The following is a 23336-nucleotide window of genomic DNA, read 5'->3' on the forward strand; positions in this document are numbered from 1 at the left end:
CTTTGGTGACTTTTGTTGTCTGTAAATACTGGACAATAAAAATAAAATCAGTGAATAAAATGAGAAAATTAATATCTGTATTGCTTGTTGTCCTTTTTTTTTATTCTTGTAGCGAATATCAAACTGCATTAAAAAAGGAAGATGTCGCGATAAAGTTTGATGTTGCAACAAAATTATATGATGCAGGAAAGTATTCAAAAGCCATTCGTCTTTTTGAACAGTTGGCACCTGCATACAGAGGTAAACCTCAAGGAGAAAAGTTGTTTTATATGTATTCTCAATCTTGTTATAAAACAAAACAATATTATTTAGCAGGATACCAATTTGATAGTTTCGTTTCGGGGTATCCGAAAAGTGAAAAAGTTGAAGAATGTGCTTATTTAGGAGCTCAAAGCTATTCGATGTTATCTCCTGTTTATAGTATAGATCAAACAGATACATTCAAAGCTATAGAAAAGATTCAAGGATTTATCGATCGTTATCCAAATTCGCAATACATAGCTGAAGCAAATGCTACTTCAAGAAAATTAAATGACAAGATTGAACGTAAAGTTTACGAGAATGCTTTAGAATACAATAGGATTTCTAATTATAAATCAGCAATTATTGCATTTGAGAATTTTATTGCTGACTATCCTGGAACTGCATACAAAGAAAAAGCATTGTATTACAAATTAGATTCGGCTTATTCATTAGCTATAAATAGTGTTCCTTCAAAGATGGAAGAAAGACTAAATACAGCCAAAATCTATTACACGAATTTGGTTAAGTTTAAGCCAAATACTGAGTATAAAAAGAAAGCAGACGGAATGCTTGCGCAAATTGATGTTGAATTACAAAAATATAATAAATAAATAAAGGTCATGGATTTAAAAAAGACAAATGCTCCGGTAAATACAATAACGTACAACAAAACGATTATTGAAGAACCTACTGGAAATGTGTATGAAGCGATAACAATTATGGCTAAAAGAGCAAATCAAATTAATTCAGAAATCAAAAAAGAATTGACTGAAAAATTAGAAGAATTTGCAACTTACAATGATAGTTTAGAAGAAGTTTTTGAAAATAAAGAACAAATTGAAGTTTCAAAATTCTATGAAAAATTACCAAAACCTCACGCATTAGCTGTTCAAGAATGGTTAGATGGTAAAATCTACCATAGAGACGCAAATAAATAATCTATATATAATGTCAGTTTTAAGCGGAAAAAAGATTTTGCTAGGAATTTCTGGTGGAATTGCTGCATATAAAACGGCTTCATTAGTTAGACTCTTCATAAAAGCAGGTGCACATGTCCAAGTGATAATGACACCTGCTTCTAAGGATTTTATAACCCCACTTACTTTATCCACACTATCGAAGAACCCAGTTTTTTCTGAATTTTACAATAAGGATGAACAAAACGAGGAATGGAATAGTCATGTAGAGTTAGGTCTTTGGGCAGATTTAATGGTTATTGCACCTGCGACAGCTAATACTTTATCAAAAATGGCAAATGGGTTATGTGATAACCTTTTAATTGCTTGTTATTTATCTGCAAAATGCCCTGTTTATTTTGCTCCTGCAATGGATTTAGATATGTATATTCATCCGTCTACTCTTGAAAGCTTTAAAGCTTTAAAAGCATTTGGAAACACAATGATTCCTGCTGAAAATGGAGAATTAGCCAGTGGTTTATCAGGTGAAGGACGAATGGCTGAACCTGAAAACATTGTTTCATTCTTAGAAGCGGATCTCGAAAGTAAATTGCCTCTAAGAGGAAAAAAAATACTTATCACTGCAGGGCCTACTTATGAAGCAATTGATCCGGTACGTTTCATTGGAAACCATTCTTCGGGTAAGATGGGATTCGATATCGCCCAAAGTGCTGCCAATTTAGGCGCAACTGTTGTGTTGATTTCAGGACCTACACATTGTAAAATACAAAGTTCTTTAGTTCAACTCATTCCGGTGGTTTCTGCCCAAGAGATGTATGATGCCTGTCATCAATATTATGCGGATGTAGATGTGGCTATTGCCGCCGCCGCCGTAGCCGATTATAGGCCCAAGAATGTGTCTTCGCAAAAGATAAAAAAATCAGCTGATGATTTTACTATCGAATTAGAAAAAACCAAGGATATTTTGGCTTCGTTAGGGGAATTTAAGAAAAAGCAGTTTTTAATTGGTTTTGCTTTAGAGACTGAAAATGAAATTGAAAATGCTAAAGCGAAAATTCAGAAAAAAAACTTAGATTTGATAGTTCTTAATTCACTGCAAGATCAAGGAGCTGGATTTGGAAAAACTACCAACAAAGTTACTTTTATTGATAGTTCATTTCATATAAAAGCAATGGAATTGAAATCTAAAGAAGCCGTAGCAGATGATATTTTAAACAAAGTAATAGCGCATTTTTATGGTTAGATTTGTTTTGTTTTTATTCTTTTTGGGTTGTGGCTTTATTCAAGCTCAACAGCTGAACTGTACAGTGACTTTAAATACTCAAAAAATTAGTAATGCTAATCAACAGGTTTTTAAAACGTTGGAAACTGCCATAAATGAATTTGTAAATAAAACCGATTGGACTGGACAATCGTTCACACAAAAAGAAAAAGTAAGTTGCTCAATGTTTATCACTATATCCAGTTATAGTTCGGATCAATTTGTAGCTAATATCCAAGTGCAATCTTCCAGAAGTATTTACAATTCTACTTATTCCTCTCCCGTACTAAATATAAATGATAAAGATTTTACTTTTAATTATTCCGAGTTTGAGAATTTAACATACATTCCAACAAGTTATGATTCAAATCTTGTTTCTGTTCTATCTTTTTATTCCTATATAATTTTAGGTATGGATGCAGATACTTTTATTCCAATGTTTGGGGATCGGTATTTTAAAGAAGCAGTTAATATATCAAATTTGGCTCAGCAAGGAGGATATAAAGGTTGGAATCAGTCTGACGGAACACTTAGTAGGTATGCTTTGATTAATGATTTAATGTCGCCAACATATTCCGAAATAAGACAGTCCAGTTTTCAGTATTATTTAGGTTTAGATACGATGAACCAAGATCTTAAAAAAGCAAAAGAAATTATTAAAGGTTCTTTGATTAATTTATCCAAATTGAATGAAACTAAACCTAATTCCTATTTATTGCGTGTTTTCATGGACTCAAAAGCAGATGAAATCGTATCTATATTTACTGGTGGTCCTAGCATTCCCATAAACGATTTGGTTGATAGTTTAAATAAGACATCTTCATCAAACTCAAGTAAATGGCAATTATTAAAATATTAGTTTTTTATAATATCTTTTATTTAACCCATTCTATTCATAAAATTCTATAAATGATAACTTCACTTGCTATAAAAAACTATGCGTTAATCGAAAAATTAACAATCGACTTTTCGAAAGGTTTTTCGATAATTACAGGAGAAACAGGAGCTGGAAAATCAATAATATTAGGGGCGTTAGGTTTGGCTTTGGGGAAAAGAGCCGATTTAACTTCGCTTAAAAATAAAGAAGAAAAATGTGTTATTGAAGCTCATTTTGATATATCTAAATACAATTTGTTGCCATTTTTTGAAGCAAATGATTTAGATTATGAATCGGAGACAATTATTAGGAGGGAAATTTTGCCTTCCGGCAAATCCAGGGCTTTTATAAATGACAGCCCTGTGAATTTGCAGGAGTTGCAAGAGTTAAGTTTGTATTTGATAGATATTCATTCGCAACAACAAACTCAAGAATTATCGGATGAGGATGTGCAATTCAAAATAATTGATGCTATTGCTGGTAATGTAGATGCAATTGTAGCTTATCAATCGGTTTTAAAAAAGTATAAATCAGATAGATCTAAATTGAATACTCTGGTCAAAAGAAAAGCCGAAGCTTCAAAAGAGCATGAATATAATACCTTTCTTTTGGAGGAATTAGTATCTGCCAAATTAAAATCAGATGAACAAGAAATTCTGGAAGAAAATTACGTGCAACTGAATAATGTAGAGATTATCAAAGAAGCACTCGATAAATCTTTGGCTATTGCCAATGAAGAGCAAATAGGCGTGCTTCATAATTTGAATGAAATAAAAAATGGCATTCAGAAAATTGCCGGATTTTCTGCAGATTATAATTTGTTATTTGAACGTATTACCAGTTTAAAAATCGAGTTTGAAGATATTGCAATTGAATTGAACCGTTGTACTGAAAAATTAATCAATGACCCAGAACAACTAAATTTAATAAATCAGAAGTTGCAGCTGATTTATAATTTACAAAAGAAACATCAAGTAAAAACAGTTAATGAGTTATTAGAAATTCAAGCCAATTTGGAAAACTCAGTATTAGAATTGGGAAATATTGATGAAGAGATTGTAAAACTAACCGAATTGGTTGAAGATAATGTCAAGGAGCTAGACCAAATTTGCGATGGCATACATAAAAATAGGCTAGAAGCAATTCCTGTTTTGTCACAAAAACTAATTACCATTTTAGAGACTTTGGGAATGCCTAATGTACGTTTTAATATGGAAATAAAAAGCGCCTCAACGTATTTAGAAAATGGAAATGATGAGTTGCAATTTTTAATTTCCGCGAATAAGGGAACCGATTTTGGTTTGTTAAAAAAAGTAGCTTCAGGTGGAGAGATGTCACGAATTATGCTGGCAGTTAAAGCAATTTTGGCCCAATATTCCAAATTGCCCACATTGATTTTTGATGAGATTGATACAGGTGTTTCAGGGGAAATAGCCAATAGAATGGGAGAAATCATGAAAGAAATGAGTACTCAGATGCAAATATTTGCAATAACCCATTTGCCTCAGATTGCAGCTAAGGGAACGGAACATTTTAAAGTGTTCAAATCAACAATTGGTGAAGAAACCCAATCCGAATTGAAATTGTTAACCAGAGAAGAACGAGTTGTGGAAATCGCACAAATGCTATCTGGAACTGTTATTTCAGATTCGGCCTTAAATCACGCAAAAGCCTTGTTGAACTAAATAATTGGACTATATTTGCCCATTCAATTTTAAAAGCTTTAAAAATTCAATTAATTGAAAATTTATAATATAAATTAACGTACAGACTAATATGATTATAGAACCAAGAATGAGAGGGTTTATTTGTTTGACAGCCCAACCAAAAGGATGCGAACAAAGTGTTAAAAATCAAATTGAATATGTAAAATCAAAAGGAACTATAGCCGGAGCTAAGAAAGTGTTGGTTATTGGAGCTTCAACTGGGTTTGGTTTGGCTTCAAGGATTACAAGTGCTTTTGGTTCAGATGCCGCAACAATTGGTGTGTTTTTTGAAAAAGAGCCTGCTGAAGGTAAAACAGCTTCACCAGGTTGGTATAATTCTGCTGCTTTTGAAAATGAAGCGCATAAAGCTGGTTTGTATGCCAAAAGTATTAATGGAGATGCTTTTTCGAATGAAGTAAAAAGACAAACATTAGATCTTATTAAAGCTGATTTGGGTCAAGTTGATTTAATTATATACAGTCTTGCTTCGCCAGTGAGATTAAATCCAAATACAGGAGTTTTGCATCGTTCCGTTTTGAAACCAATTGGAAGTACTTTTACCAACAAAACGGTTGATTTTCATTCCGGAAAAGTTTCTGATATTTCTATTGAGCCATGTAATGACGAAGATATTGCCAATACAGTTGCTGTAATGGGTGGTGAAGATTGGGCTATGTGGATTGATGCTTTAAAAGCCGAAAATTTATTAGCTCCAGGCGCTACAACTGTTGCTTATTCTTATATCGGACCATCATTAACTGAGGCTGTTTATAGAAAAGGAACAATTGGTCGTGCCAAAGATCACTTAGAAGCCACAGCATTCACTATTTCAGATAGTTTAGCCGATATTAATGGTAAAGCTTATGTTTCTGTAAATAAAGCTTTGGTAACCCAAGCAAGTTCTGCTATTCCAGTTATTCCATTGTATATTTCTTTATTGTATAAAATAATGAAAGAAAAAGGAATTCATGAAGGGTGTATCGAACAAATTCAACGTTTGTACCAACAAAGACTTTATACAGGAGAAACGATGTTAACAGATGAAAAAGGAAGAATTCGTATTGACGATTGGGAAATGCGTGAGGATGTGCAGGCTCAAGTAGCGAAACTTTGGTTGGAAGCTACAAGTGAAAATCTAGCTGAATTAGGGGATTTAGAAGGATACAGAAGTGATTTCTACAACCTTTTTGGTTTTGGGTTTGATGGTGTGGATTACAAAGCGGACACAGATGAAATGGTTGCCATTCCGAGTATTGGATAAAAAGAATTAAATAGTTATAATTTTTAAAGCACCTTATTACTTGATGGTTAAAAATCAAGAGAATAAGGTGTTTTTTTTATAGCTTAATTTTGATTAATTAATTTTGGAGCAGAAAAATTTGGCATTTTAGGGAATATCGTCCCGCTTTTCGTTACAATCTTGTAAGTCTCGTCCCAAAAGACGAAACTTACAAGGATTTTCACTGCAATCGGGGCTAAAGGGAGAAATATAGCTTTTTTGACATCATTCAAAAAAGAAAAAATACAATCTCATGGTTATAGTATAATTTTAAAATATTATTTTATGTATAATTTATTAAAAGGAAAAAGAGGAATTATTTTTGGAGCATTGGATGAAAATTCAATTGCATGGAAAACAGCAGAACGTATTCATGAAGAAGGAGGGATTTTTGTTTTGACAAATGCTCCTGCAGCAATGCGATTGGGAAATATTGATGTATTGGCAGAAAAAATAGGATGCCAAATCATTCCTGCCGACGCCAGTTCGGTTAATGATCTGGAAATATTGGTTGATAAAGCAGTTGAAATTCTTGGCGGTAAAATTGATTTCGTTTTGCATTCTATCGGAATGTCGGTTAATGTTCGGAAAGGGAATCATTATACAAATCAGAATTATGAGTATACTGAAAAGGGGTGGAATGTTTCAGCTGTTTCTTTTCATAAACTAATGCAGGTATTGTATAAAAAAGACGCTATGAACGAGTGGGGAAGTATCATTGCATTGTCCTATATGGCAGCGCAACGTGTATTTCCAGACTATAACGATATGGCAGATAATAAAGCATTCCTTGAGTCTGTAGCGCGTAGTTTCGGCTATTTCTTCGGGAGAGACAAAAAAGTACGAGTAAACACCATTTCACAATCACCGACTGCTACCAGAGCTGGCCAAGGAGTGAAAGGATTTGGCGGTTTTATTGCTTTTGCCGATAAAATGTCTCCTCTAGGAAATGCAACTGCAGCAGAATGTGCTGATTATATTGTTGTTATGTTCTCTGATTTGACTCGTAAAGTGACTTTGCAGAATTTATTGCACGATGGAGGATTCTCGAATATGGGAGTTAGTCAAGAAGTGATGGAAATGTTTGAGTAAAGCGATAAGACACATGTTGCAAAAAAAAACATCATTATTTATTTGATGTTTTTTTTTATTGATAAAGAGTACCTTTGCCAAAATTTAAAAATAAAGAATAAAAAATAAAAACTCAATACTATTATGTTGTTTTCATTGATCATTCCCGTTTATAATCGTCCTGATGAAGTTGATGAATTATTAGAAAGTTTAACTAAATCTACTTATGAAGAAATTTATGAAGTTGTACTTGTAGAGGATGGTTCTACAATTCGATGTCAAGATGTTGCTCAAAAACACGGCGATAGATTAGATATTTCGTATTACTACAAAGAAAACTCAGGTCCTGGTGACTCCAGAAACTACGGGATGAATAAAGCAAGGGGAGATTATTACATCATATTCGATTCGGATTGTATTATTCCAAGCAATTATTTGTCTGAAGTGGACAAAGCATTAAAGGAAAATTATGTGGATTGTTTTGGTGGGCCGGATAAAGCATTAGATAGTTTTTCAGATATTCAAAAAGCGATTAATTTCGCAATGACATCTTTCCTTACTACTGGAGGCATTAGAGGAGGTTCAGAAAAAATAGGCAAGTTTCAACCCCGAAGTTTTAATATGGGGTTGTCTCGAAAGGCATTTGAAGCTTCTAAAGGTTTTGGAAATATACATCCAGGGGAAGATCCAGATTTGTCTATTCGTTTGTGGAATTTGGGTTTTGATACCCGACTTTTTCCGAATGCATTCGTATATCATAAAAGAAGAATTGATTGGGGAAAATTTACTGTCCAAGTAAATAAATTTGGCAAAGCTAGACCAATCCTCAATAGTTGGTATCCACAATATAATAAATTAACTTTTTTCTTCCCAACGTTTTTTATAATAGGATTTTTTGTATCTTTAGTATTATTGGTTTTTAATCAAGATTTTCTGCTTAAATTTTATTTTGCTTACTTTCTGGCATTGTTTTTGCTTTCTTCTATTCAGAATAAAAGTATTAAAATTGGCTATTTATCGATTATTGCAGTTTGGAAACAGTTTTATGGATACGGATTAGGATTTTTAAAGTCTTATGTTAAAGTAATTATTTTGAAGCAAGATCCAAAGATTGCTTTCCCTGAATTGTTTTTTAAAATATAGATATGACAAAAATAATTGGTTTAACGGGAGGAATTGGGAGCGGTAAAACCACTGTTGCCAATGAGTTTGTTTCTCTTGGAATCCCAGTTTACATTACAGATCAAGAAGCTAAAAAATTGATGCAGTCTGATATTGTTTTGAATCAGATTAAAGAAGAATTTGGAAATGCTATTTTTGAAGAAGGTGTATTGGTACGGGAGAAATTATCCGAAATCGTGTTTAAGGATGCCAATAGGTTAGCTAAACTCAATAGCATTGTACATCCAGCAGTTAAGCAACATTTTAAGAAATGGCTTTTAGAGCATCAAAATGATCCATTTGTTATTTATGAAAGCGCAATTTTATTTGAAAGTGGTAGTTATAGAGAATGTGACTTTGTAATAAATGTAGTGGCACCACTAGAAACAAGAATTCAAAGGGTTATAGAAAGAGATAAAACTACCCGAGAAAAAGTTTTGGAAAGAATGAAAAATCAATGGAATGATGAAGAAAAATCATCAAAAAGTGATTTTATTATTGAAAACACTAGTATGGAGGTGATAAAGTTAGAGATTGTTAAAATTCTTAAATTTTTAAGAATTAATCAAATCAAGTCTTAAATGTTAATCTTTGGTTAATGTATTATTTACTATATTGTTAAAATACTAATTTTGCTTAAATGAATAAATTATTTTTTAGATTACTTGTCTTGTTAATGAGTTTATCCCTAATTGGGATAATTCTTGTGCAGGTATATTGGTTTAATACTTCTTTTAGAAATAATGACGAGCAGTTTAAGTTTCATGTTAAGCAAGTAATTGGCAATGTTGCAGAAAAGTTGCACAATCGAGAGGCTTACAGTTTTTATGATAAATACAATCATTATAAAGACAGTACTGGTAAAGTACCAAAAAGGAATGATTTATTAGAGTTCTATTATGTCCAAAAAAACCCAAGAACCAATAAAACTATCATTTACTCTAATAGTATAATATCAGAAGATTTTAAAATTTCGTCTGGATTATTTGATAAGAAATTTGATACTGAAAGTTTTAAAAACTTCAATTCCAAAAGGGTTACTGAGGTCTATAATAACAATAATATTGATAATTCCAGTTTACAGCAAAGTTTGATTCCTGATGTAAAAATCGAAAAATCAGGAAATTTAGATATTTTAGATAATGCGCAATTTGAAATTTTCTTTAAAGATATTGCTTCTGCAATGCCACTTCAGGAAAGAATTTCAAAAGAGGTTTTAAGAGAGATTATAAAAAAGGAATTAGAAGAATATGGTGTGAAAACCAAATTTGAGTTTGGAATTTACAGCAATGGGATTGCAACAAAAGTAAAGTCGGATAACTTTAAATATGATAAAGAAAATTCATATTCTATACCAATTTTTACAGATAATGAAGGAAATGAAAAGTATAAGTTATACGTTGAGTTTCCGCATAAAAAGAAATTTTTATTATCTCAATTAGTAAGTATTACGATATTGTCCATCATTTTTACGTTAATTATTATAATTGCCTATACAAGTGCTTTAAATCAGTTAATACGTCAAAGGCAAATTTCGGAGATTAAGACCGATTTTATTAATAACATGACGCATGAATTTAAAACACCTATTGCCACAATAAATTTAGCTTTGGATGCCATCCGAAACCCTAAGATTATTGATGATAAGGAAAAGGTTTTTAAGTACCTTGATATGATAAGGGATGAAAATAAGCGCATGCATGCACAAGTGGAAAATGTATTGAGAATTTCTAAATTAGAAAAGAAAGAATTAAATATTATAAAAGAATCAAGTGATATTGAAGAGGTTATAAATGATGCTATTGAGCATGTGAGTTTGATTCTTGAAGACAGGGAGGGAAGTATAAATACTCATTTTGGAGCAATTAGAAAAACAGTATTGTTAAACGATGTTCATTTTACGAATGTAGTGGTGAATATTTTGGAAAATGCTATAAAATACACACCAGGTATTCCAAAAATAGATATTTACACCGAAAATATTAAGGATATGGTTCTTGTAAAAATAAAAGATAATGGTGTTGGTATGAGTAAAATAGCTCAAAAAAGAATTTTTGAAAAATTTTACAGAGAACATACCGGGGACATACATAATGTAAAAGGCCATGGTTTAGGTCTTGCTTATGTAAAAAGAATTGTAGACGATCATAATGGTCAAATATATGTAGAAAGTGAAAAGGGAAAAGGAAGTACCTTCATAATAAAATTACCTTTAATAAATTAGAGTATGGAAAACACAAATAAAAAAATACTATTAGTAGAAGATGACCTTAATTTTGGTGCAGTTCTTAAAGACTATTTAATGCTAAATGATTTTGATGTTGTTTTGGCTAAGAATGGTATGGAAGGTTTTGAAAAGTTCAAAAAGGACTCCTATGATCTATGTATCCTAGATGTCATGATGCCTTACAAAGATGGATATACTTTGGCTAAAGAAATAAGAGAAAAAAATAATGATGTGCCTATCATTTTCCTAACAGCAAAATCTATGAAAGAGGATGTTTTAAAAGGATATAAAGCGGGTGCTGATGATTATTTGAACAAACCTTTTGATTCTGAAGTTTTATTGATGAAAATAAAAGCGATTATTCAAAGAAAAGCATCTGATGTGAAAACGGAAGCAGTTCAATTTGAGTTCAATGTCGGTAAATTTCATTTGAATTCAAAACTTAGGTTCTTAACGTTTAATAACGAAGAGCCTATTAAGTTATCTCCAAAAGAGAATGAACTGCTTAAAATGTTGATTCTGCATGAAAATGACTTAATGCCCAGAGAATTGGCTTTGACAAAGATATGGAGAGATGATAACTATTTTACATCAAGAAGTATGGATGTTTACATCGCTAAACTAAGAAAGTATTTAAAACAAGACGAGGATGTTGAAATTTTAAACATTCACGGAGAAGGATTTAGATTAGTTGTAAAAGCTAAATAATCCAATTTGTATATTCATAAAAAAAGCTTCGAAATTAATCGAAGCTTTTTTTATTTCCAATTGAGTTGTAATGCAAAGCATGTTTTGTCTTCTTTAGTAATGCTAAAAACAGCATCTGTATTGTTTATGTTTTCATGTATAATCACTTTATCCTTGAGTGAAAGTTCCTTTAAAAAATTCATTTCGAAGCTTTTTATTTCCTGAGACAATATTTTAGTTTCATCAACCAAATCCAAACACCATTCTAGGTATTTTACATTATTGGCATGATTAACAATGTCTAAATCCGATAGAAAAACGGTTCTCTCAAATACCATTTCTTTTTCGTGGTTTAAATTTATTTTTGAAAAGCCCAATTCGGTGGCTTTGTTTTCAGGATACAATTCAAAATGTTGGTAAGGAAGTGCTAAAGGTTCGGGTCTGCGAGCTTTGGTGTTGAAAACTGCCCAAAAAGTTTCGGACCCTACTATTTTTTTACCATTTACATGCATTTCAAGAGCCCGCACCGAACGTGAATTTTCGAGTGAATTAATCCAAGTTTTTACCGTTACAACGTCTCTCCATTTGGGGAGTTCAGTAATTTCCACACGCATTCTGCTCAAAACCCAAGCCTGATTGAATTCCTGCATATCGGTAAAACTGATACCTCCAACTTCGGAATGAGCAGCAGCTGTTAATTGCAAAAGATTGCATAAATCGGTGTATTTTAAGTATCCAGTGGGAGTACATTGCGTAAAATTGATTTCCCAGTTTTTACTTAAAACAGAAGTGAAATTTGGATCTATTGGCATATAAATAATTATGAATTATGAATTATGAATTATGAATTATGAATTTGTTCATTAATATAACTAATAATTTTTGCTCTATCAGCTAAATAATCAAACCATTTAGTGTTCTCTTTTCGTCTGAACCATGTGAGTTGGCGCTTTGAAAATCGGCGAGTATTCTTTTTGATCTCTTCGATGGCAAAAGGTAAAGTAAATTCTCCGTCAAAATAACTGAATAATTCTCTATAGCCTACTGTTTGTAGGGCGTTTAGTTCTTTGTTTGGATATAAAGCTTCGGCTTCCGCCAAAAGTCCTTCATTGATCATGATATCCACTCGCTGGTTGATTCTATCGTAAATTACATTTCTATCTGCTTCAAGACCAATGATGATGGATGTGAAATTGCGGTTGTTTTTCTTTTGGTTTAAAAAAGAAGAATAGGGTTTGCCAGTTCCCAGACAGACTTCCACAAAGCGCATCATACGTTGTGGGTTTTGTAAAGTTTGTGGATTTTCGGAAGTTATTCTCTGAAAATAGATAGGATCCAATGTTTCTAATTGCTGTTGAAGGTATTCTATCCCTGAAGTTTCATAATTTGAATTTACATTTTCTCGGATCGAAGGATCTAAGGGAGTAAATTCGTCAAAGCCTTTTATTATGGCATCTACATACAATCCTGAACCTCCTACGAGTATGGCATAATCATTGGTTTGGAATAGTTCTTCGATTTTAGTCAGCGCTTCTTTTTCGAAATCACCAACGGTATAAGTATCAAAAATGGATTTGTTTTGAATAAAATGATGTGTTGCAGCAGCCAATTCTTCTGGGCTGGGTACAGCTGTTCCAATAGTCATTTCCTTGAAAAATTGTCGGCTGTCACAGGAAATAATTTCACAATTATAGTGACGTGCCAAGTCGATACTTAAGGCTGTTTTTCCTATGGCTGTTGGTCCAACTATGGTGATTAAGTACTTCATCTTCTTTTTTAGCCCAGATGGTAACGAAAACCCCGGAATTATTCTAGTTTGTTTTTCTTGTTATAAAAGAGCGACTGAAAGAAGCTCCTTTTATACCTTAGAAAAACTACAGCAATAATGAGGAGTTGTAGTGTACAGCTGGATTAGCTACTGATTGTTATTTAATTTGTTACCACAATGATAACAAAATTTTGCTTCCTTGTTTTGTGTGAGTGCACCACATGTTGTACAAGTAATTTTAGTATTATCTACGTTTATGTCTTGATTTGTGTTTCTTTTTGCAAATTCAGCGGTTACAATACCGGTAGGAACGGCTATGATTCCATATCCTAATATCATTACCAATGCTGCTAAAAATTGTCCAAGAGGAGTTTGAGGGGAAATATCACCATATCCAACGGTTGTTAACGTTACAATAGTCCAATAAATACTCATGGGAATACTTGTGAAGCCACTTTCTTTACTTTCAACAATGTACATCACTGAGCCAATTATGATGGTGCTAATAAGGACAAAATAAATAAAAACAGTTATTTTTCCTCTGCTGGCTTTTAAAGCCTCTTTCATATGGATGGATTGACTGGTAAATTTTGGATGATTAAGAATTTTGAATAACCTTAACAAACGCAATGCCCGAATAACGGATAAAATTCTTGTTCCAGGAAAAAAAATCGACAAATACATTGGTAATGTTGCGATTAAATCAATTATCCCGTAAAAACTGCATATGTATTTTATAGGTTTGTCTGTAGAAATTATTCGTAATATGTATTCGAGTGAAAAGAAGATTGTAATCGCCCATTCAAAAAATATGAGTTGGTTGTGGTATTTTGCATCAAAACTTTGTACCGTTTCCATCATTACCAAAAAGACACTCAAAAGAATGATTCCTAAGAGGATCAAATCAAATAATCTACCAGCTTTTGTACTTGTGCCATAGATTATGATTTGAGTTTCCTTTCTGAAAACTTCATATTTGGAATTGATTTTTTTCAATTATGAATTGTTATTTTTAAAAATTAATAATTTTCAGTACTCTGTTTTTTCTCAAATAGTTTTGAATATAAGCTCTAGTATCTCTATTGTTTGGCATAGGAACCAGTATGTTCTTTAGAATTTCGGGGTTGTTAATTTGATAATTCAAATCATAAAATGCATATCCTTTATAAATTCCTTGTTCAATCAATATTGCGCTGTGTTCTCCTGTTTTTCGACCTTTGTCTATGATAATCATGTTTTTGTTGTCAAAAAGGTTTTTGTCAATAAAGACCTGAACTCTGGAATTGTATTCTTCGGGAGTTATTTGTCCTATACATGCGCCATCACATACATTGTTTGGATTTTCTGAACAAACACTTTTTGCATCCAAAAGCCCAGTTAGCTTTGGGCATAGCAGGTAGTTGGTTGTTATTCGGTTCAATGCGCCTTTTCCTTCTTGTTGATTAGGAAAAGAGGTGACTTCTTTCTTGCGTCCATCCGCTTTTTGAAGTTTTAAATTCAAATATCCATTTAGGTCTTTTTCGGCATAAATAGCCCAGGCCATTGTGTTTTTGCGCGCCATTCGATTGTAAATGGGGCGATTTTTCTTTATTTCTTCGGATTCTTTTAAGAGTGCAATCAATTCACTTCCAGTTTCTTCGTAGGTTACGGTGAATACTTCGTTTTGGATTTTCTTGGCACTGGTGGTTATTCCTGTAAAATGCTGATTGACTCTTTTCTTTATGTTCTTGCTTTGTCCGATGTATATAATTTTGCCATCTTCTCGATGGATGTAATAGATCCCTGTTTTGGAAGGAAGGCTTTCTATTATGTCTAATAATTTAGGTGAAACGCCTTTGATAACTTCAAATTTGATGAGTTCTTTGGTGATGGTTTTCTCCAAATCTTTGTCCAAAAGCATCTTAAAAAGTTTGACTGTAGCCATCGCATCGCCACTGGCTCTGTGTCTATCTGCCATTGGAATTCCCAGCGCTCGCACTAGTTTGCCTAGGCTATGTGAAGGTTGTTCTGGTAATAATCGTTGCGATAATTCTACTGTACAGAGGGTTTTTATATTGAAATCATAACCCAAACGACGAAACTCGGTGCGAAGAATTCTATAATCAAAAGAGGCATTATGCGCCACTAGTACGCAGTCGTTTGTCATCTCAATAATGCGTTTGGCGACTTCAAAAAACTTTGGTGCAGAGCGGAGCATTTCATTATTGATACCCGTAAGTTTGACTACAAACGGTTGAATGGGAATTTCAGGATTAATTAAACTGATGAACTGATCTACGATTTCATGTCCATCAAATTTGTAGATAGCAATCTCCGTTATTCCTTCTTCGTTGAATTGTCCTCCTGTGGTTTCTATGTCGAGTATTGCGTACAAAATTCAGTATTCAGTTTTTAGTATTCAGTTTTAAATCTGGAACAAAATCTTTTTATCTTCCTCCAAAGATACTACTTCCAATCCGAACCATTGTGCTACCACATGCAATTGCTAATTGGTAATCGCCTGACATACCCATTGAAACAGTTTGCAGTTTAAAGTTTTCAGTTTGCCGTGATTGTAATCTATCAAAAATAGATTTCAAATGGGTGAATTCTTTCTGGATTTGGTTTTGATTATCTGTAAAAGTTGCCATTCCCATTAAGCCTAAAATTTTGATATTTTTCAGCTCTTTGAATGTAGAAGAGCTTAGGATTGCTGTTAGTTCTTCTTCATCAAGACCAAATTTAGACTCTTCTTCAGCGATGTATATTTGAAGTAAACAATCAATAATTCGATTGTTTTTTTTGGCTTGTTTGTCAATTTCTTCTAATAATTTCAAACTATCGATTCCATGAATCAAACTCACAAAAGGAGCCATGTATTTGACCTTATTGGTTTGTACGTGACCAATCATGTGCCATTCGATATCTTTGGGCATTTGTTCCCATTTGTCGACCATTTCCTGTATTTTGTTTTCACCAAAAATACGCTGACCAGCAGTATAGGCTTCCATCAAATCGACAACAGGTTTGGTTTTGGAAACCGCTACCAAAGTAACATGTTCCGGAAGAGTCGATTTTATATTGAGGAGGTTTTGTTGGATGGACATGAATTGATTTTGTTAAAGATTAAACAAATTGTTTTGAAATCTTTTCTGCTTTTTTACTTTCGCTATAGTCGTAAAATCCTTCTCCTGATTTTACACCCAATTTTCTAGCTCTTACCATGTTTACCAATAAAGGACAAGGCGCATATTTTGGGTTTTTAAAACCGTCATACATTACATTCAATATCGCAAGACAAACGTCCAGGCCAATGAAATCAGCTAGTTGTAAAGGTCCCATTGGGTGTCCCATTCCTAATTTCATCACGGTGTCAATTTCATAAACACCTGCAACTTTATTGTACAACGTTTCGATCGCCTCATTAATCATTGGCATCAAAATTCTATTGGCTACAAATCCTGGATAGTCATTTACTTCAACTGGAGTTTTACCCAGTTTTTCGGATAACTTCATGATGATGTTTGTCACTTCATCACTGGTGTTGTATCCGCGAATGATTTCTACCAATTTCATAATGGGTACAGGGTTCATAAAATGCATTCCAATTACACGTTCTGGATGTGTTACCACGGCTCCGATTTGAGTAATCGAAATGGATGAAGTATTGGTCGCCAAAATAGTATTGTGGGAACAAGCTTCGTTTAATTGTTTGAAAATATTGAGTTTTAATTCTACATTTTCAGTGGCAGCTTCTACAACTAAGTCAACTCCTACGACACCATCTTTAACGTCAGTATAGGTGATAATATTGGTAATTGTTTTTGCTTTATCTTCTTCGGTAATGGTTCCTTTTGAAACCATTCGGTCGAGATTGGCAGCAATAGTTGCCATTCCTTTATCCAATGATTTTTCGGAAACATCAATTAATTTTACGGTAAAACCACTTTGTGCAAACGTATGGGCAATTCCGTTACCCATAGTTCCAGCTCCGATTACAGCTATAATTTTCATTTTTTTTTATTATTTATAAGTTAAAAAAAGTTTAAAATTTAAAGACGGATGATTGACTTTAAACCTTAAACTTTAATGGGATTTTTTTATTTTTTATTTCTTAAAACAATCTATAATTTGGTACGCCACTCTTAAAGCGTCAGTTGCTTGTTCTAATGTTACCACTGGAATAGTGTCGTTATTGATGGCATCAGCAAATGATTCCAGTTCGTCAAGGATGGCGTTATTTTGTTCGACATCAGGATTTGAGAAGTAGATTTGTTTTTTTACTCCTTCGGCATTTTGTAAAATCATATCAAAATCACCAGGTACTTCAGGAGCATCTTTCATTTTCACCACTTCACATCTTTTTTCCAAGAAGTCAACAGAGATGTATGCATCTTTCTGGAAAAATCTTGATTTCCTCATGTTTTTCATCGAGATGCGGCTCGCGGTCAAATTGGCCACACATCCATTTTCGAATTCAATTCGGGCATTGGCAATATCAGGTGTGTCACTTATTACGGAAACGCCGCTGGCATTGATGTTTTTTACTTTCGATTTGACAACACTCAAAATGGCGTCAATATCGTGTATCATTAAATCCAAAACTACGGGTACATCGGTACCGCGAGGATTGAATTCGGCCAATCGATGGGTTTCAATGAACATGGGGTTTTCGATCATGTTTTTGGTGGCGATAAAAGCAGGGTTGAATCTTTCGACATGACCAACCTGGCCTTTTACCTTATATTCTTTAGCTAGAGCAATGATTTCTTCGGCTTCTTCAACCGTATTTGAAATGGGCTTTTCGATAAAAACGTGTTTGCCGGATTTGATAGCTACTTTTGCACATTTATAATGCGAAAGGGTAGGGGTAACAATATCGATAACATCAACAGCATGAATTAATGTTGCAATGGTATTGAAATTTTTATATCCAAATTCCTTACTTATTTTTTCGGCGTTTTCTTGATTGGGGTCATAAAAACCAACTAATTCATACTTTTCAGATTGTTGTAATAAACGCAAATGTATTTTACCTAGATGCCCAGCACCCAATACTCCAATTTTCAGCATAATAATGATGTTTCCACAAAAATAGTAATAAAATAAGAAATTCCAATTTATAAAAATACTAAATTCTAGAGATTTGTATTATTGCTTGGAACTAGAATTAGATTCTATTTTGAATTGAAAATTGATTTAGTTTTCTATTTTTGTTCTATAATAAAACCATAAATTTTGAAAGATACAGCCAAGCATCAAGGACTTCGTAATCAATTAGTAACCGTTTTGCAGCAAAAAGGGATTACTGATAAACTAGTTCTGGAAGCTATTAAAAAAATCCCGCGACATTTATTTTTAAATTCAAGCTTTGAAGATTTTGCTTATCAGGATAAGGCTTTTCCTATTGCAGCAGGTCAGACAATTTCCCAACCTTATACGGTCGCTTTTCAATCTCAGCTATTAGAAATAAAAAAAGGGCATAAAGTGTTGGAAATTGGTACCGGTTCTGGGTATCAAACGGCCGTTTTGTGTTTGATAGGTGCACAAGTATTTAGTATTGAAAGACAAAAAGAGTTGTTCAAGCAAACATCGGCTTTATTGCCTAAGCTTGGTATTCGTCCTAAGCATCTTTCTTTCGGGGATGGTTATAAGGGATTACCCAATCATGCTCCGTTTGATAGTATTATTGTAACTGCGGGTGCTCCAATAATTCCAAAACCCTTAATGGCGCAACTCAAAATTGGAGGAAGGCTTGTAATTCCTTTGGGGGATGATATTCAGATTATGACCCTACTAATTCGTATCAATGAAACGCAATTTGAGAAACACGAGTTTGGCGAGTTTCGTTTTGTTCCTTTATTAGAAGATAAAAATTAATTTCAAATTAAGAAGATATATCATTGTTAGGGAGATTTTGGTTCTAAGAATAAGTCTTTTAGAATAGGGAAAAAAGAGCATAAAAAAAGCAACGCTAAAATTCAGTGTTGCTTTTTCTTTTGTATTTCAAAAAAATGAAATTAAGGCTTATTTTGATTTTGGAACCATATATCCATCAGCTCTCATTTGTTGCACACAAGCTTCCATGATTTCGTCAACTGTAGTATTTACATCTGATACGTCAAGAGATTTTGTAGTAGCACTCCAAACCAATTTATTATTTTTCAAATCAAAAATATTAGTTTCAATGTAGTAGTATACATTTTCTTGGTAATATCCAGGAGAATAGTATGCGGGAGCATAAGCACCGTACCATCCGCCGAAACCTGCACCATAACCCATACCGTAACCACCTACATAGCCATATCCCATTCCAGGATAGCCCATACCGCTATAATAGTTTGTAGTTCCAGGAACATATTGTGTTTCTTTATCAGCTCTAATAAAACGCATTGTGATAACACCATCAAATCCTTCAGATTGTACAATGCTAATTTTTTGTTCCTGAGTAAGATTTAAATTTTGTTGATTCAAATAATTATAAGAAGGATTTAAAATCGCAGGATTAATAGCAGCAATCCTGTTTTCTGTAGATCTTCTGGTACTTTCATCTTTTACTAAGGCTACCACTAATACTTTCTTGAAGTTCTCTTTGGCAAGTGTAGAATTTGGATCTCTCCAGCTAGATACGATAGACGTATTACTTCCACAACTTACAAAACAAATGCAGATTAATGCAATAAATAAGTTTTTCATAGGTTTGTTTGTTTTTTAGTTATAATGTAAGTAAAAGTAATTATAATTTCACAAAAAAAAACTATGAAATACATTAAGTTTTTAACTTTATTTTTGTTAAAAAGCCTTTTTTATTCGGTCTAAATCTCTTTTAGTGTCCTGCTCCTTAAGTGATTCTCTTTTGTCGTATGTTTTTTTACCTCTGCAAAGACCTATTTGTAGTTTGGCCAACCCCTTTTCATTAGTAAATAATTTTAGTGGTACAATAGTAAGTCCTTTAGCTTGAACACTTCTAGCCAATCCCTTTAATTCTCTTTTATTCAAAAGCAATTTTCGCTCACTTCGCGCCGCATGATTGAATTGATTTCCAAAACTATATTCTTCAATATATGTATTGATGGCAAAAAGCTCATTGTTACTAAATTCGCAGAAACTTTCAGTAATATTTGCTTTGCCTAATCGAATGGATTTGATCTCGGTTCCAGCCAAAACAATTCCAGCTGTATAGGTTTCAAGAATTTCATAATCGAATCGGGCTCTTTTATTGAGTATGTTGACAGTTTTTTGCATAGTAGCGCAAATTTAGGAACTAATTAATGAAAGACCAATTGTTTTTAAGAAAATGCTATAAATTTGCACTATGGAAAAACAACAATCAAAAGATCCACTTCACGGCGTTACGCTCCAAAAAATAGTGGAAACATTAGTGGAATATTATGGATTTGATACTCTGGGAGAACTGATTAAAATAAAATCGTTTAATGAAAATCCGAGCGTGAAATCAAGTCTCACTTTTTTGCGAAAAACGGATTGGGCCCGAAAACAAGTCGAAGAACTGTACATTAAAAGCCTTCCAAAAATACAATCTAAGTAATTAGGAGCTATTTCCTGCTATCCGCTTAAAGCTTGTAGGCTGAACCCTGGCTCACATGGATTTTCGCTTCACACGAGCTACTCGCGAAGCAATCAGGACTAGGGTTTTTATATTCAAAATAAAGTTTATTTATTCAAAAGTGAATAGATCATTGAATCCAGAAAGCGGCCTTCATAGAATTCATTTTCAATCAAATGTGCTTCTTTTACAAAGCCATTTTTCAATAAAACCCTTTCTGAGCCTATATTTTCAGGATCCAAAATCGCCTCTATCGAATGCAGTTGCATTTCTTTAAAACCATATTGCACCACTTTTTGCAATGCTTCTGATACGATTCCTTTTCCATTGTATTCGGGAAATAGCATATAGCCCACCTCTGCTCTATAATGTTCGGGTTTCATTCGGTAATATCCAATGATTCCCAATAGCTTTTCGGGTTCGTCAAGAAAGTAGATCCCCCAATTAATACCAATGCCGTTTTCAATTTTGTCATCAAACATAGCAATGAGTTCCAAAGCATCTTTCTTGGTTTTAAGATAAGGTCGCGGAATGTATTTCATGACTTTATCATTTGAACGCAATGCCAAAATGGCGTCGGCATCATTTGAATTGATTTGTTTTAATAGTAAACGTCTTGTTTCAAGGTTTGGAAAAGGAGAAAAGCAGATGTCTAACATTATTCGTTTTTATTTAAAAATTCAACAACTATTTTATTTGTATTTTCAGATTGATCAATGGATAAAAAATGCCCGGCATCATGGAGAACAGCAGTTTCAACGTTCGGAATATACTTGTGCGCTTTTACGAATATTTTTTCGCTATTCACAATGTCATGGTCGCCTATCAAAATCAGCACAGGGATTTTTATTGATCTTAATTCTTTTTTTGAAAACGGCATCATGTTTAATAGTCGAGGTTTGCTATTGCCATACTTGTAGGCAAGATAAAGTTGGTTTTTAAAAACACTGTTGATTTTGTCAGGGCAATAGGAAAAAGCATTAAAAAATTTATCGGTACTTTTTGGGCTAGGATACATTTTAAGATTTATTCCGGTGAGAACTTTTCCTAAGTTTGCAACACCACCAAAGGTTTGTGCAGGACTTAACAGAATTATTTTTTTTATTTTATTATTGGGCTGTAGAGCTAAGTAGGTAACCATCCAACCACCTCTTGATACACCTAATAAATTGATGTTTTTCATTTGAAAGTGTTTAAAAATTGCATCATAAAATACGGCGGTCTGCTTGTTGTTTAATTTTATACAATTTGAAATCGACTTTCCCGCTTCCAACGGGAAATCTATGGCATAAACTCTGTATGTAGCACTAAAATCTTTTACATTAGGATACCACATTGTTGAACTTGCATCTGTGCCATGAAATAAAACCAAAGGTTCACCTGTTTTTGGCCCACTAATGATAACGTGTGCAATACCATAATTTGTCACTACATCAGTCTCTTCAAACGGAACATTCCATAATTTTAAAGTTTCGTCATATGATTTAACGTATAGTTCTTTTTTATTTGTGGAATCAAATACATAATCTGGAACTATTTTAAAACTGGAACACCCTAAAAACAAGAAAATAGTGAATGATAAAAAACTGAAATTGCGCATGGAATTTTATTTACAAATTTCGGTCGTTTAGTTTTATTTAAGTTTTATAATTTTTAAAATTTCTTATATAATTACAATACTGAAAACAGAATGAAAAGTAGTGTTCGCTTCGAGTACTTGAACGCCCTCCTTTTCAAAAAGGTTTCCAAATTTATCTACTTTATCAGAATATCCAAACCAAGGTTCAATACAGATAAAAGGAGCATTCGGCGGCGTCCAGATTCCTAAATCCGGAAAATCTGAATAGCTCACTTTCAAAAACGGATTTGAATTTTCTAAAATGATTATCGATTTGGATGTGATTTTTTTGAAAACCAAAGCGTCATTTTCGAATAGTTTGTAATTGAGATGCAATTCATTTTTATCTAATGTTAGTTCATTTGTAGTGTTCGAAATTAAACCGTCTTCCAATAAATAATAATTTAAAGGCTCTTCTTTTTCAAAAGCTAAGCTGTAATTCTCAAAATTCCCAGGCAAATCAAATGCAGGATGTGCTCCAATTGAAAAAGGCAGTTTTGATTCTCCCTTGTTGAAGACTTTGTATTCTATTTTTAATGATTTGTCTTTAAGAGTATAAATCAATTGTAACTCAAAATCAAATGGGTATTTCTCTTTGGTTTCTTCGGAGGAAACTAATGAAAATGTAGCACTGTTTTCTTGTTTGTCAATCAATTCAAATTCCATTTCACGTGCAAAACCATGACGGGATAAGTGATATTCGGCATTCTCATATTGGTAGGTATTGTTTTTTAAGGTACCTACAATTGGAAATAATACAGGGGAGTGCTTTCCCCAAAATGTTGGGTTCCCATTCCAAATGTATTCTTTATTGGAATTGTCTTTTAAGGAGCATAATTCGGCTCCTGTATGTTTTATTTGGGCAGTTAAAATCGAGTTGGATATAGTTGTAATCACCATAATAATTGGTTTTTGCTGTTAACAATTAGTTTCGTAAAGATATTTTATAATTCTTGTTTCATGAAGAAAAAGTGA

The 23336-nt window shown here is 33.1% G+C and carries 25 protein-coding genes; 13 read left to right on the forward strand and 12 right to left on the reverse strand.

Annotated features, from left to right (window positions below; all coding sequences use genetic code 11):
* Positions 1-59 precede the first annotated feature (59 nt).
* The 11 genes from KZH69_RS13280 to KZH69_RS13330 all read left to right on the forward strand — a co-directional run bounded on the left by KZH69_RS13280 (position 60) and on the right by KZH69_RS13330 (position 11450).
* Complete coding sequence (locus tag KZH69_RS13280; RefSeq protein WP_219317956.1) at positions 60-854, forward strand: outer membrane protein assembly factor BamD; 795 nt, start codon at positions 60-62, stop codon at positions 852-854.
* Positions 855-863: 9 nt separating this feature from the next.
* Positions 864-1181, forward strand: a complete 318-nt coding sequence (locus KZH69_RS13285) for a DNA-directed RNA polymerase subunit omega (protein WP_219317957.1) — start codon at positions 864-866, stop codon at positions 1179-1181.
* 10 nt (positions 1182-1191) lie between these two features.
* Positions 1192-2403, forward strand: coding sequence for a bifunctional phosphopantothenoylcysteine decarboxylase/phosphopantothenate--cysteine ligase CoaBC (coaBC, locus tag KZH69_RS13290; protein ID WP_219317958.1), 1212 nt, complete (start codon positions 1192-1194; stop codon positions 2401-2403).
* Positions 2396-3280, forward strand: a complete 885-nt coding sequence (gene porD, locus KZH69_RS13295; RefSeq protein WP_219317959.1) for a type IX secretion system protein PorD — start codon at positions 2396-2398, stop codon at positions 3278-3280. Before coaBC ends, porD begins: the two co-directional genes overlap by 8 nt.
* 50 nt (positions 3281-3330) lie before the next feature.
* On the forward strand, positions 3331-4983 hold the full coding sequence (recN, locus tag KZH69_RS13300; protein WP_219317960.1) for a DNA repair protein RecN: 1653 nt from the start codon (positions 3331-3333) through the stop codon (positions 4981-4983).
* 91 nt (positions 4984-5074) lie between these two features.
* Positions 5075-6265 carry an enoyl-ACP reductase FabV gene (fabV, locus tag KZH69_RS13305; protein ID WP_219317961.1) on the forward strand — a complete coding sequence of 397 codons (1191 nt, stop codon included), beginning with the start codon at positions 5075-5077 and terminating at the stop codon, positions 6263-6265.
* Positions 6266-6568: 303 nt separating this feature from the next.
* Positions 6569-7375 carry an enoyl-ACP reductase FabI gene (locus KZH69_RS13310; protein ID WP_219317962.1) on the forward strand — a complete coding sequence of 269 codons (807 nt, stop codon included), beginning with the start codon at positions 6569-6571 and terminating at the stop codon, positions 7373-7375.
* Between the two features lie 123 nt (positions 7376-7498).
* Positions 7499-8497 carry a glycosyltransferase family 2 protein gene (locus KZH69_RS13315; RefSeq protein ID WP_219317963.1) on the forward strand — a complete coding sequence of 333 codons (999 nt, stop codon included), beginning with the start codon at positions 7499-7501 and terminating at the stop codon, positions 8495-8497.
* Positions 8498-8499: 2 nt separating this feature from the next.
* The gene (coaE, locus tag KZH69_RS13320) at positions 8500-9096 is read left to right on the forward strand and encodes a dephospho-CoA kinase (protein WP_219317964.1); all 597 of its coding nucleotides are present in this window, start codon (positions 8500-8502) and stop codon (positions 9094-9096) included.
* A gap of 59 nt (positions 9097-9155) precedes the next feature.
* Positions 9156-10739, forward strand: a complete 1584-nt coding sequence (locus tag KZH69_RS13325) for a sensor histidine kinase (RefSeq protein ID WP_219317965.1) — start codon at positions 9156-9158, stop codon at positions 10737-10739.
* Positions 10740-10742: 3 nt separating this feature from the next.
* On the forward strand, positions 10743-11450 hold the full coding sequence (locus KZH69_RS13330; RefSeq protein ID WP_219317966.1) for a response regulator transcription factor: 708 nt from the start codon (positions 10743-10745) through the stop codon (positions 11448-11450).
* 50 nt (positions 11451-11500) lie between these two features.
* Here the strand turns inward: KZH69_RS13330 and KZH69_RS13335 are convergent, their stop codons facing one another.
* The 7 genes from KZH69_RS13335 to KZH69_RS13365 all read right to left on the reverse strand — a co-directional run bounded on the left by KZH69_RS13335 (position 11501) and on the right by KZH69_RS13365 (position 18249).
* Complete coding sequence (locus KZH69_RS13335; protein WP_219317967.1) at positions 11501-12241, reverse strand: acyl-[acyl-carrier-protein] thioesterase; 741 nt, start codon at positions 12239-12241, stop codon at positions 11501-11503.
* 29 nt (positions 12242-12270) lie between these two features.
* Positions 12271-13197, reverse strand: coding sequence for a tRNA (adenosine(37)-N6)-dimethylallyltransferase MiaA (gene miaA, locus KZH69_RS13340; RefSeq protein WP_219317968.1), 927 nt, complete (start codon positions 13195-13197; stop codon positions 12271-12273).
* Between the two features lie 147 nt (positions 13198-13344).
* A complete protein-coding gene (locus KZH69_RS13345) occupies positions 13345-14193 on the reverse strand; it encodes an ion transporter (RefSeq protein WP_219317969.1) in 849 nt (282 codons plus the stop codon).
* Between the two features lie 16 nt (positions 14194-14209).
* Complete coding sequence (locus KZH69_RS13350) at positions 14210-15571, reverse strand: exonuclease domain-containing protein (protein ID WP_219317970.1); 1362 nt, start codon at positions 15569-15571, stop codon at positions 14210-14212.
* Between the two features lie 52 nt (positions 15572-15623).
* Complete coding sequence (locus KZH69_RS13355) at positions 15624-16283, reverse strand: YggS family pyridoxal phosphate-dependent enzyme (RefSeq protein WP_219317971.1); 660 nt, start codon at positions 16281-16283, stop codon at positions 15624-15626.
* Positions 16284-16302: 19 nt separating this feature from the next.
* Entirely contained in the window at positions 16303-17190 is an 888-nt protein-coding gene (locus KZH69_RS13360; RefSeq protein ID WP_219317972.1) for a 3-hydroxyacyl-CoA dehydrogenase family protein, read from the reverse strand.
* 93 nt (positions 17191-17283) lie between these two features.
* The gene (locus tag KZH69_RS13365) at positions 17284-18249 is read right to left on the reverse strand and encodes a Gfo/Idh/MocA family oxidoreductase (protein WP_219317973.1); all 966 of its coding nucleotides are present in this window, start codon (positions 18247-18249) and stop codon (positions 17284-17286) included.
* A 165-nt stretch (positions 18250-18414) separates the two neighbouring features.
* Between KZH69_RS13365 and KZH69_RS13370 the strand changes: the two genes are divergently transcribed.
* The gene (locus KZH69_RS13370; RefSeq protein WP_219317974.1) at positions 18415-19056 is read left to right on the forward strand and encodes a protein-L-isoaspartate(D-aspartate) O-methyltransferase; all 642 of its coding nucleotides are present in this window, start codon (positions 18415-18417) and stop codon (positions 19054-19056) included.
* 147 nt (positions 19057-19203) lie between these two features.
* Here the strand turns inward: KZH69_RS13370 and KZH69_RS13375 are convergent, their stop codons facing one another.
* Positions 19204-19872 (reverse strand): DUF4136 domain-containing protein, encoded by a 669-nt coding sequence (locus KZH69_RS13375; protein WP_219317975.1) that lies wholly within the window; start codon positions 19870-19872, stop codon positions 19204-19206.
* A 96-nt stretch (positions 19873-19968) separates the two neighbouring features.
* Positions 19969-20421, reverse strand: coding sequence for an SsrA-binding protein SmpB (gene smpB, locus KZH69_RS13380; protein ID WP_219317976.1), 453 nt, complete (start codon positions 20419-20421; stop codon positions 19969-19971).
* Between the two features lie 70 nt (positions 20422-20491).
* Between smpB and KZH69_RS13385 the strand changes: the two genes are divergently transcribed.
* Entirely contained in the window at positions 20492-20725 is a 234-nt protein-coding gene (locus KZH69_RS13385) for a VF530 family protein (RefSeq protein ID WP_219317977.1), read from the forward strand.
* A gap of 125 nt (positions 20726-20850) precedes the next feature.
* Here KZH69_RS13385 and KZH69_RS13390 read toward each other — a convergent pair whose 3' ends face one another.
* The 3 genes from KZH69_RS13390 to KZH69_RS13400 form a co-directional block, all read right to left on the reverse strand.
* A complete protein-coding gene (locus KZH69_RS13390; RefSeq protein ID WP_219317978.1) occupies positions 20851-21402 on the reverse strand; it encodes a GNAT family N-acetyltransferase in 552 nt (183 codons plus the stop codon).
* Complete coding sequence (locus KZH69_RS13395; protein WP_219317979.1) at positions 21402-22343, reverse strand: alpha/beta fold hydrolase; 942 nt, start codon at positions 22341-22343, stop codon at positions 21402-21404. Before KZH69_RS13395 ends, KZH69_RS13390 begins: the two co-directional genes overlap by 1 nt.
* A 63-nt stretch (positions 22344-22406) precedes the next feature.
* Positions 22407-23261 carry an aldose 1-epimerase family protein gene (locus KZH69_RS13400; protein WP_255557948.1) on the reverse strand — a complete coding sequence of 285 codons (855 nt, stop codon included), beginning with the start codon at positions 23259-23261 and terminating at the stop codon, positions 22407-22409.
* Positions 23262-23336 lie beyond the last annotated feature (75 nt).

The sequence above is a fragment of the Flavobacterium taihuense genome, from assembly GCF_019351435.1.
Classification (GTDB): domain Bacteria; phylum Bacteroidota; class Bacteroidia; order Flavobacteriales; family Flavobacteriaceae; genus Flavobacterium; species Flavobacterium taihuense.

What these genes read in the sequence shown, in the direction of transcription:
- recN (WP_219317960.1), top strand. Translation starts at nt 3,331, where the DNA reads ATGATAACTTCACTTGCTATAAAAAACTATGCGTTAATCGAAAAATTA.
- KZH69_RS13365 (WP_219317973.1), bottom strand. Translation starts at nt 18,249, where the DNA reads ATGCTGAAAATTGGAGTATTGGGTGCTGGGCATCTAGGTAAAATACAT.
- KZH69_RS13310 (WP_219317962.1), top strand. Translation starts at nt 6,569, where the DNA reads ATGTATAATTTATTAAAAGGAAAAAGAGGAATTATTTTTGGAGCATTG.
- KZH69_RS13330 (WP_219317966.1), top strand. Translation starts at nt 10,743, where the DNA reads ATGGAAAACACAAATAAAAAAATACTATTAGTAGAAGATGACCTTAAT.
- KZH69_RS13315 (WP_219317963.1), top strand. Translation starts at nt 7,499, where the DNA reads ATGTTGTTTTCATTGATCATTCCCGTTTATAATCGTCCTGATGAAGTT.
- porD (WP_219317959.1), top strand. Translation starts at nt 2,396, where the DNA reads ATGGTTAGATTTGTTTTGTTTTTATTCTTTTTGGGTTGTGGCTTTATT.
- KZH69_RS13285 (WP_219317957.1), top strand. Translation starts at nt 864, where the DNA reads ATGGATTTAAAAAAGACAAATGCTCCGGTAAATACAATAACGTACAAC.
- KZH69_RS13280 (WP_219317956.1), top strand. Translation starts at nt 60, where the DNA reads ATGAGAAAATTAATATCTGTATTGCTTGTTGTCCTTTTTTTTTATTCT.
- coaE (WP_219317964.1), top strand. Translation starts at nt 8,500, where the DNA reads ATGACAAAAATAATTGGTTTAACGGGAGGAATTGGGAGCGGTAAAACC.
- KZH69_RS13385 (WP_219317977.1), top strand. Translation starts at nt 20,492, where the DNA reads ATGGAAAAACAACAATCAAAAGATCCACTTCACGGCGTTACGCTCCAA.
- KZH69_RS13375 (WP_219317975.1), bottom strand. Translation starts at nt 19,872, where the DNA reads ATGAAAAACTTATTTATTGCATTAATCTGCATTTGTTTTGTAAGTTGT.
- smpB (WP_219317976.1), bottom strand. Translation starts at nt 20,421, where the DNA reads ATGCAAAAAACTGTCAACATACTCAATAAAAGAGCCCGATTCGATTAT.
- KZH69_RS13335 (WP_219317967.1), bottom strand. Translation starts at nt 12,241, where the DNA reads ATGCCAATAGATCCAAATTTCACTTCTGTTTTAAGTAAAAACTGGGAA.
- KZH69_RS13395 (WP_219317979.1), bottom strand. Translation starts at nt 22,343, where the DNA reads ATGCGCAATTTCAGTTTTTTATCATTCACTATTTTCTTGTTTTTAGGG.
- coaBC (WP_219317958.1), top strand. Translation starts at nt 1,192, where the DNA reads ATGTCAGTTTTAAGCGGAAAAAAGATTTTGCTAGGAATTTCTGGTGGA.
- KZH69_RS13325 (WP_219317965.1), top strand. Translation starts at nt 9,156, where the DNA reads ATGAATAAATTATTTTTTAGATTACTTGTCTTGTTAATGAGTTTATCC.
- miaA (WP_219317968.1), bottom strand. Translation starts at nt 13,197, where the DNA reads ATGAAGTACTTAATCACCATAGTTGGACCAACAGCCATAGGAAAAACA.
- KZH69_RS13400 (WP_255557948.1), bottom strand. Translation starts at nt 23,261, where the DNA reads ATGGTGATTACAACTATATCCAACTCGATTTTAACTGCCCAAATAAAA.
- KZH69_RS13360 (WP_219317972.1), bottom strand. Translation starts at nt 17,190, where the DNA reads ATGAAAATTATAGCTGTAATCGGAGCTGGAACTATGGGTAACGGAATT.
- KZH69_RS13390 (WP_219317978.1), bottom strand. Translation starts at nt 21,402, where the DNA reads ATGTTAGACATCTGCTTTTCTCCTTTTCCAAACCTTGAAACAAGACGT.
- KZH69_RS13355 (WP_219317971.1), bottom strand. Translation starts at nt 16,283, where the DNA reads ATGTCCATCCAACAAAACCTCCTCAATATAAAATCGACTCTTCCGGAA.
- fabV (WP_219317961.1), top strand. Translation starts at nt 5,075, where the DNA reads ATGATTATAGAACCAAGAATGAGAGGGTTTATTTGTTTGACAGCCCAA.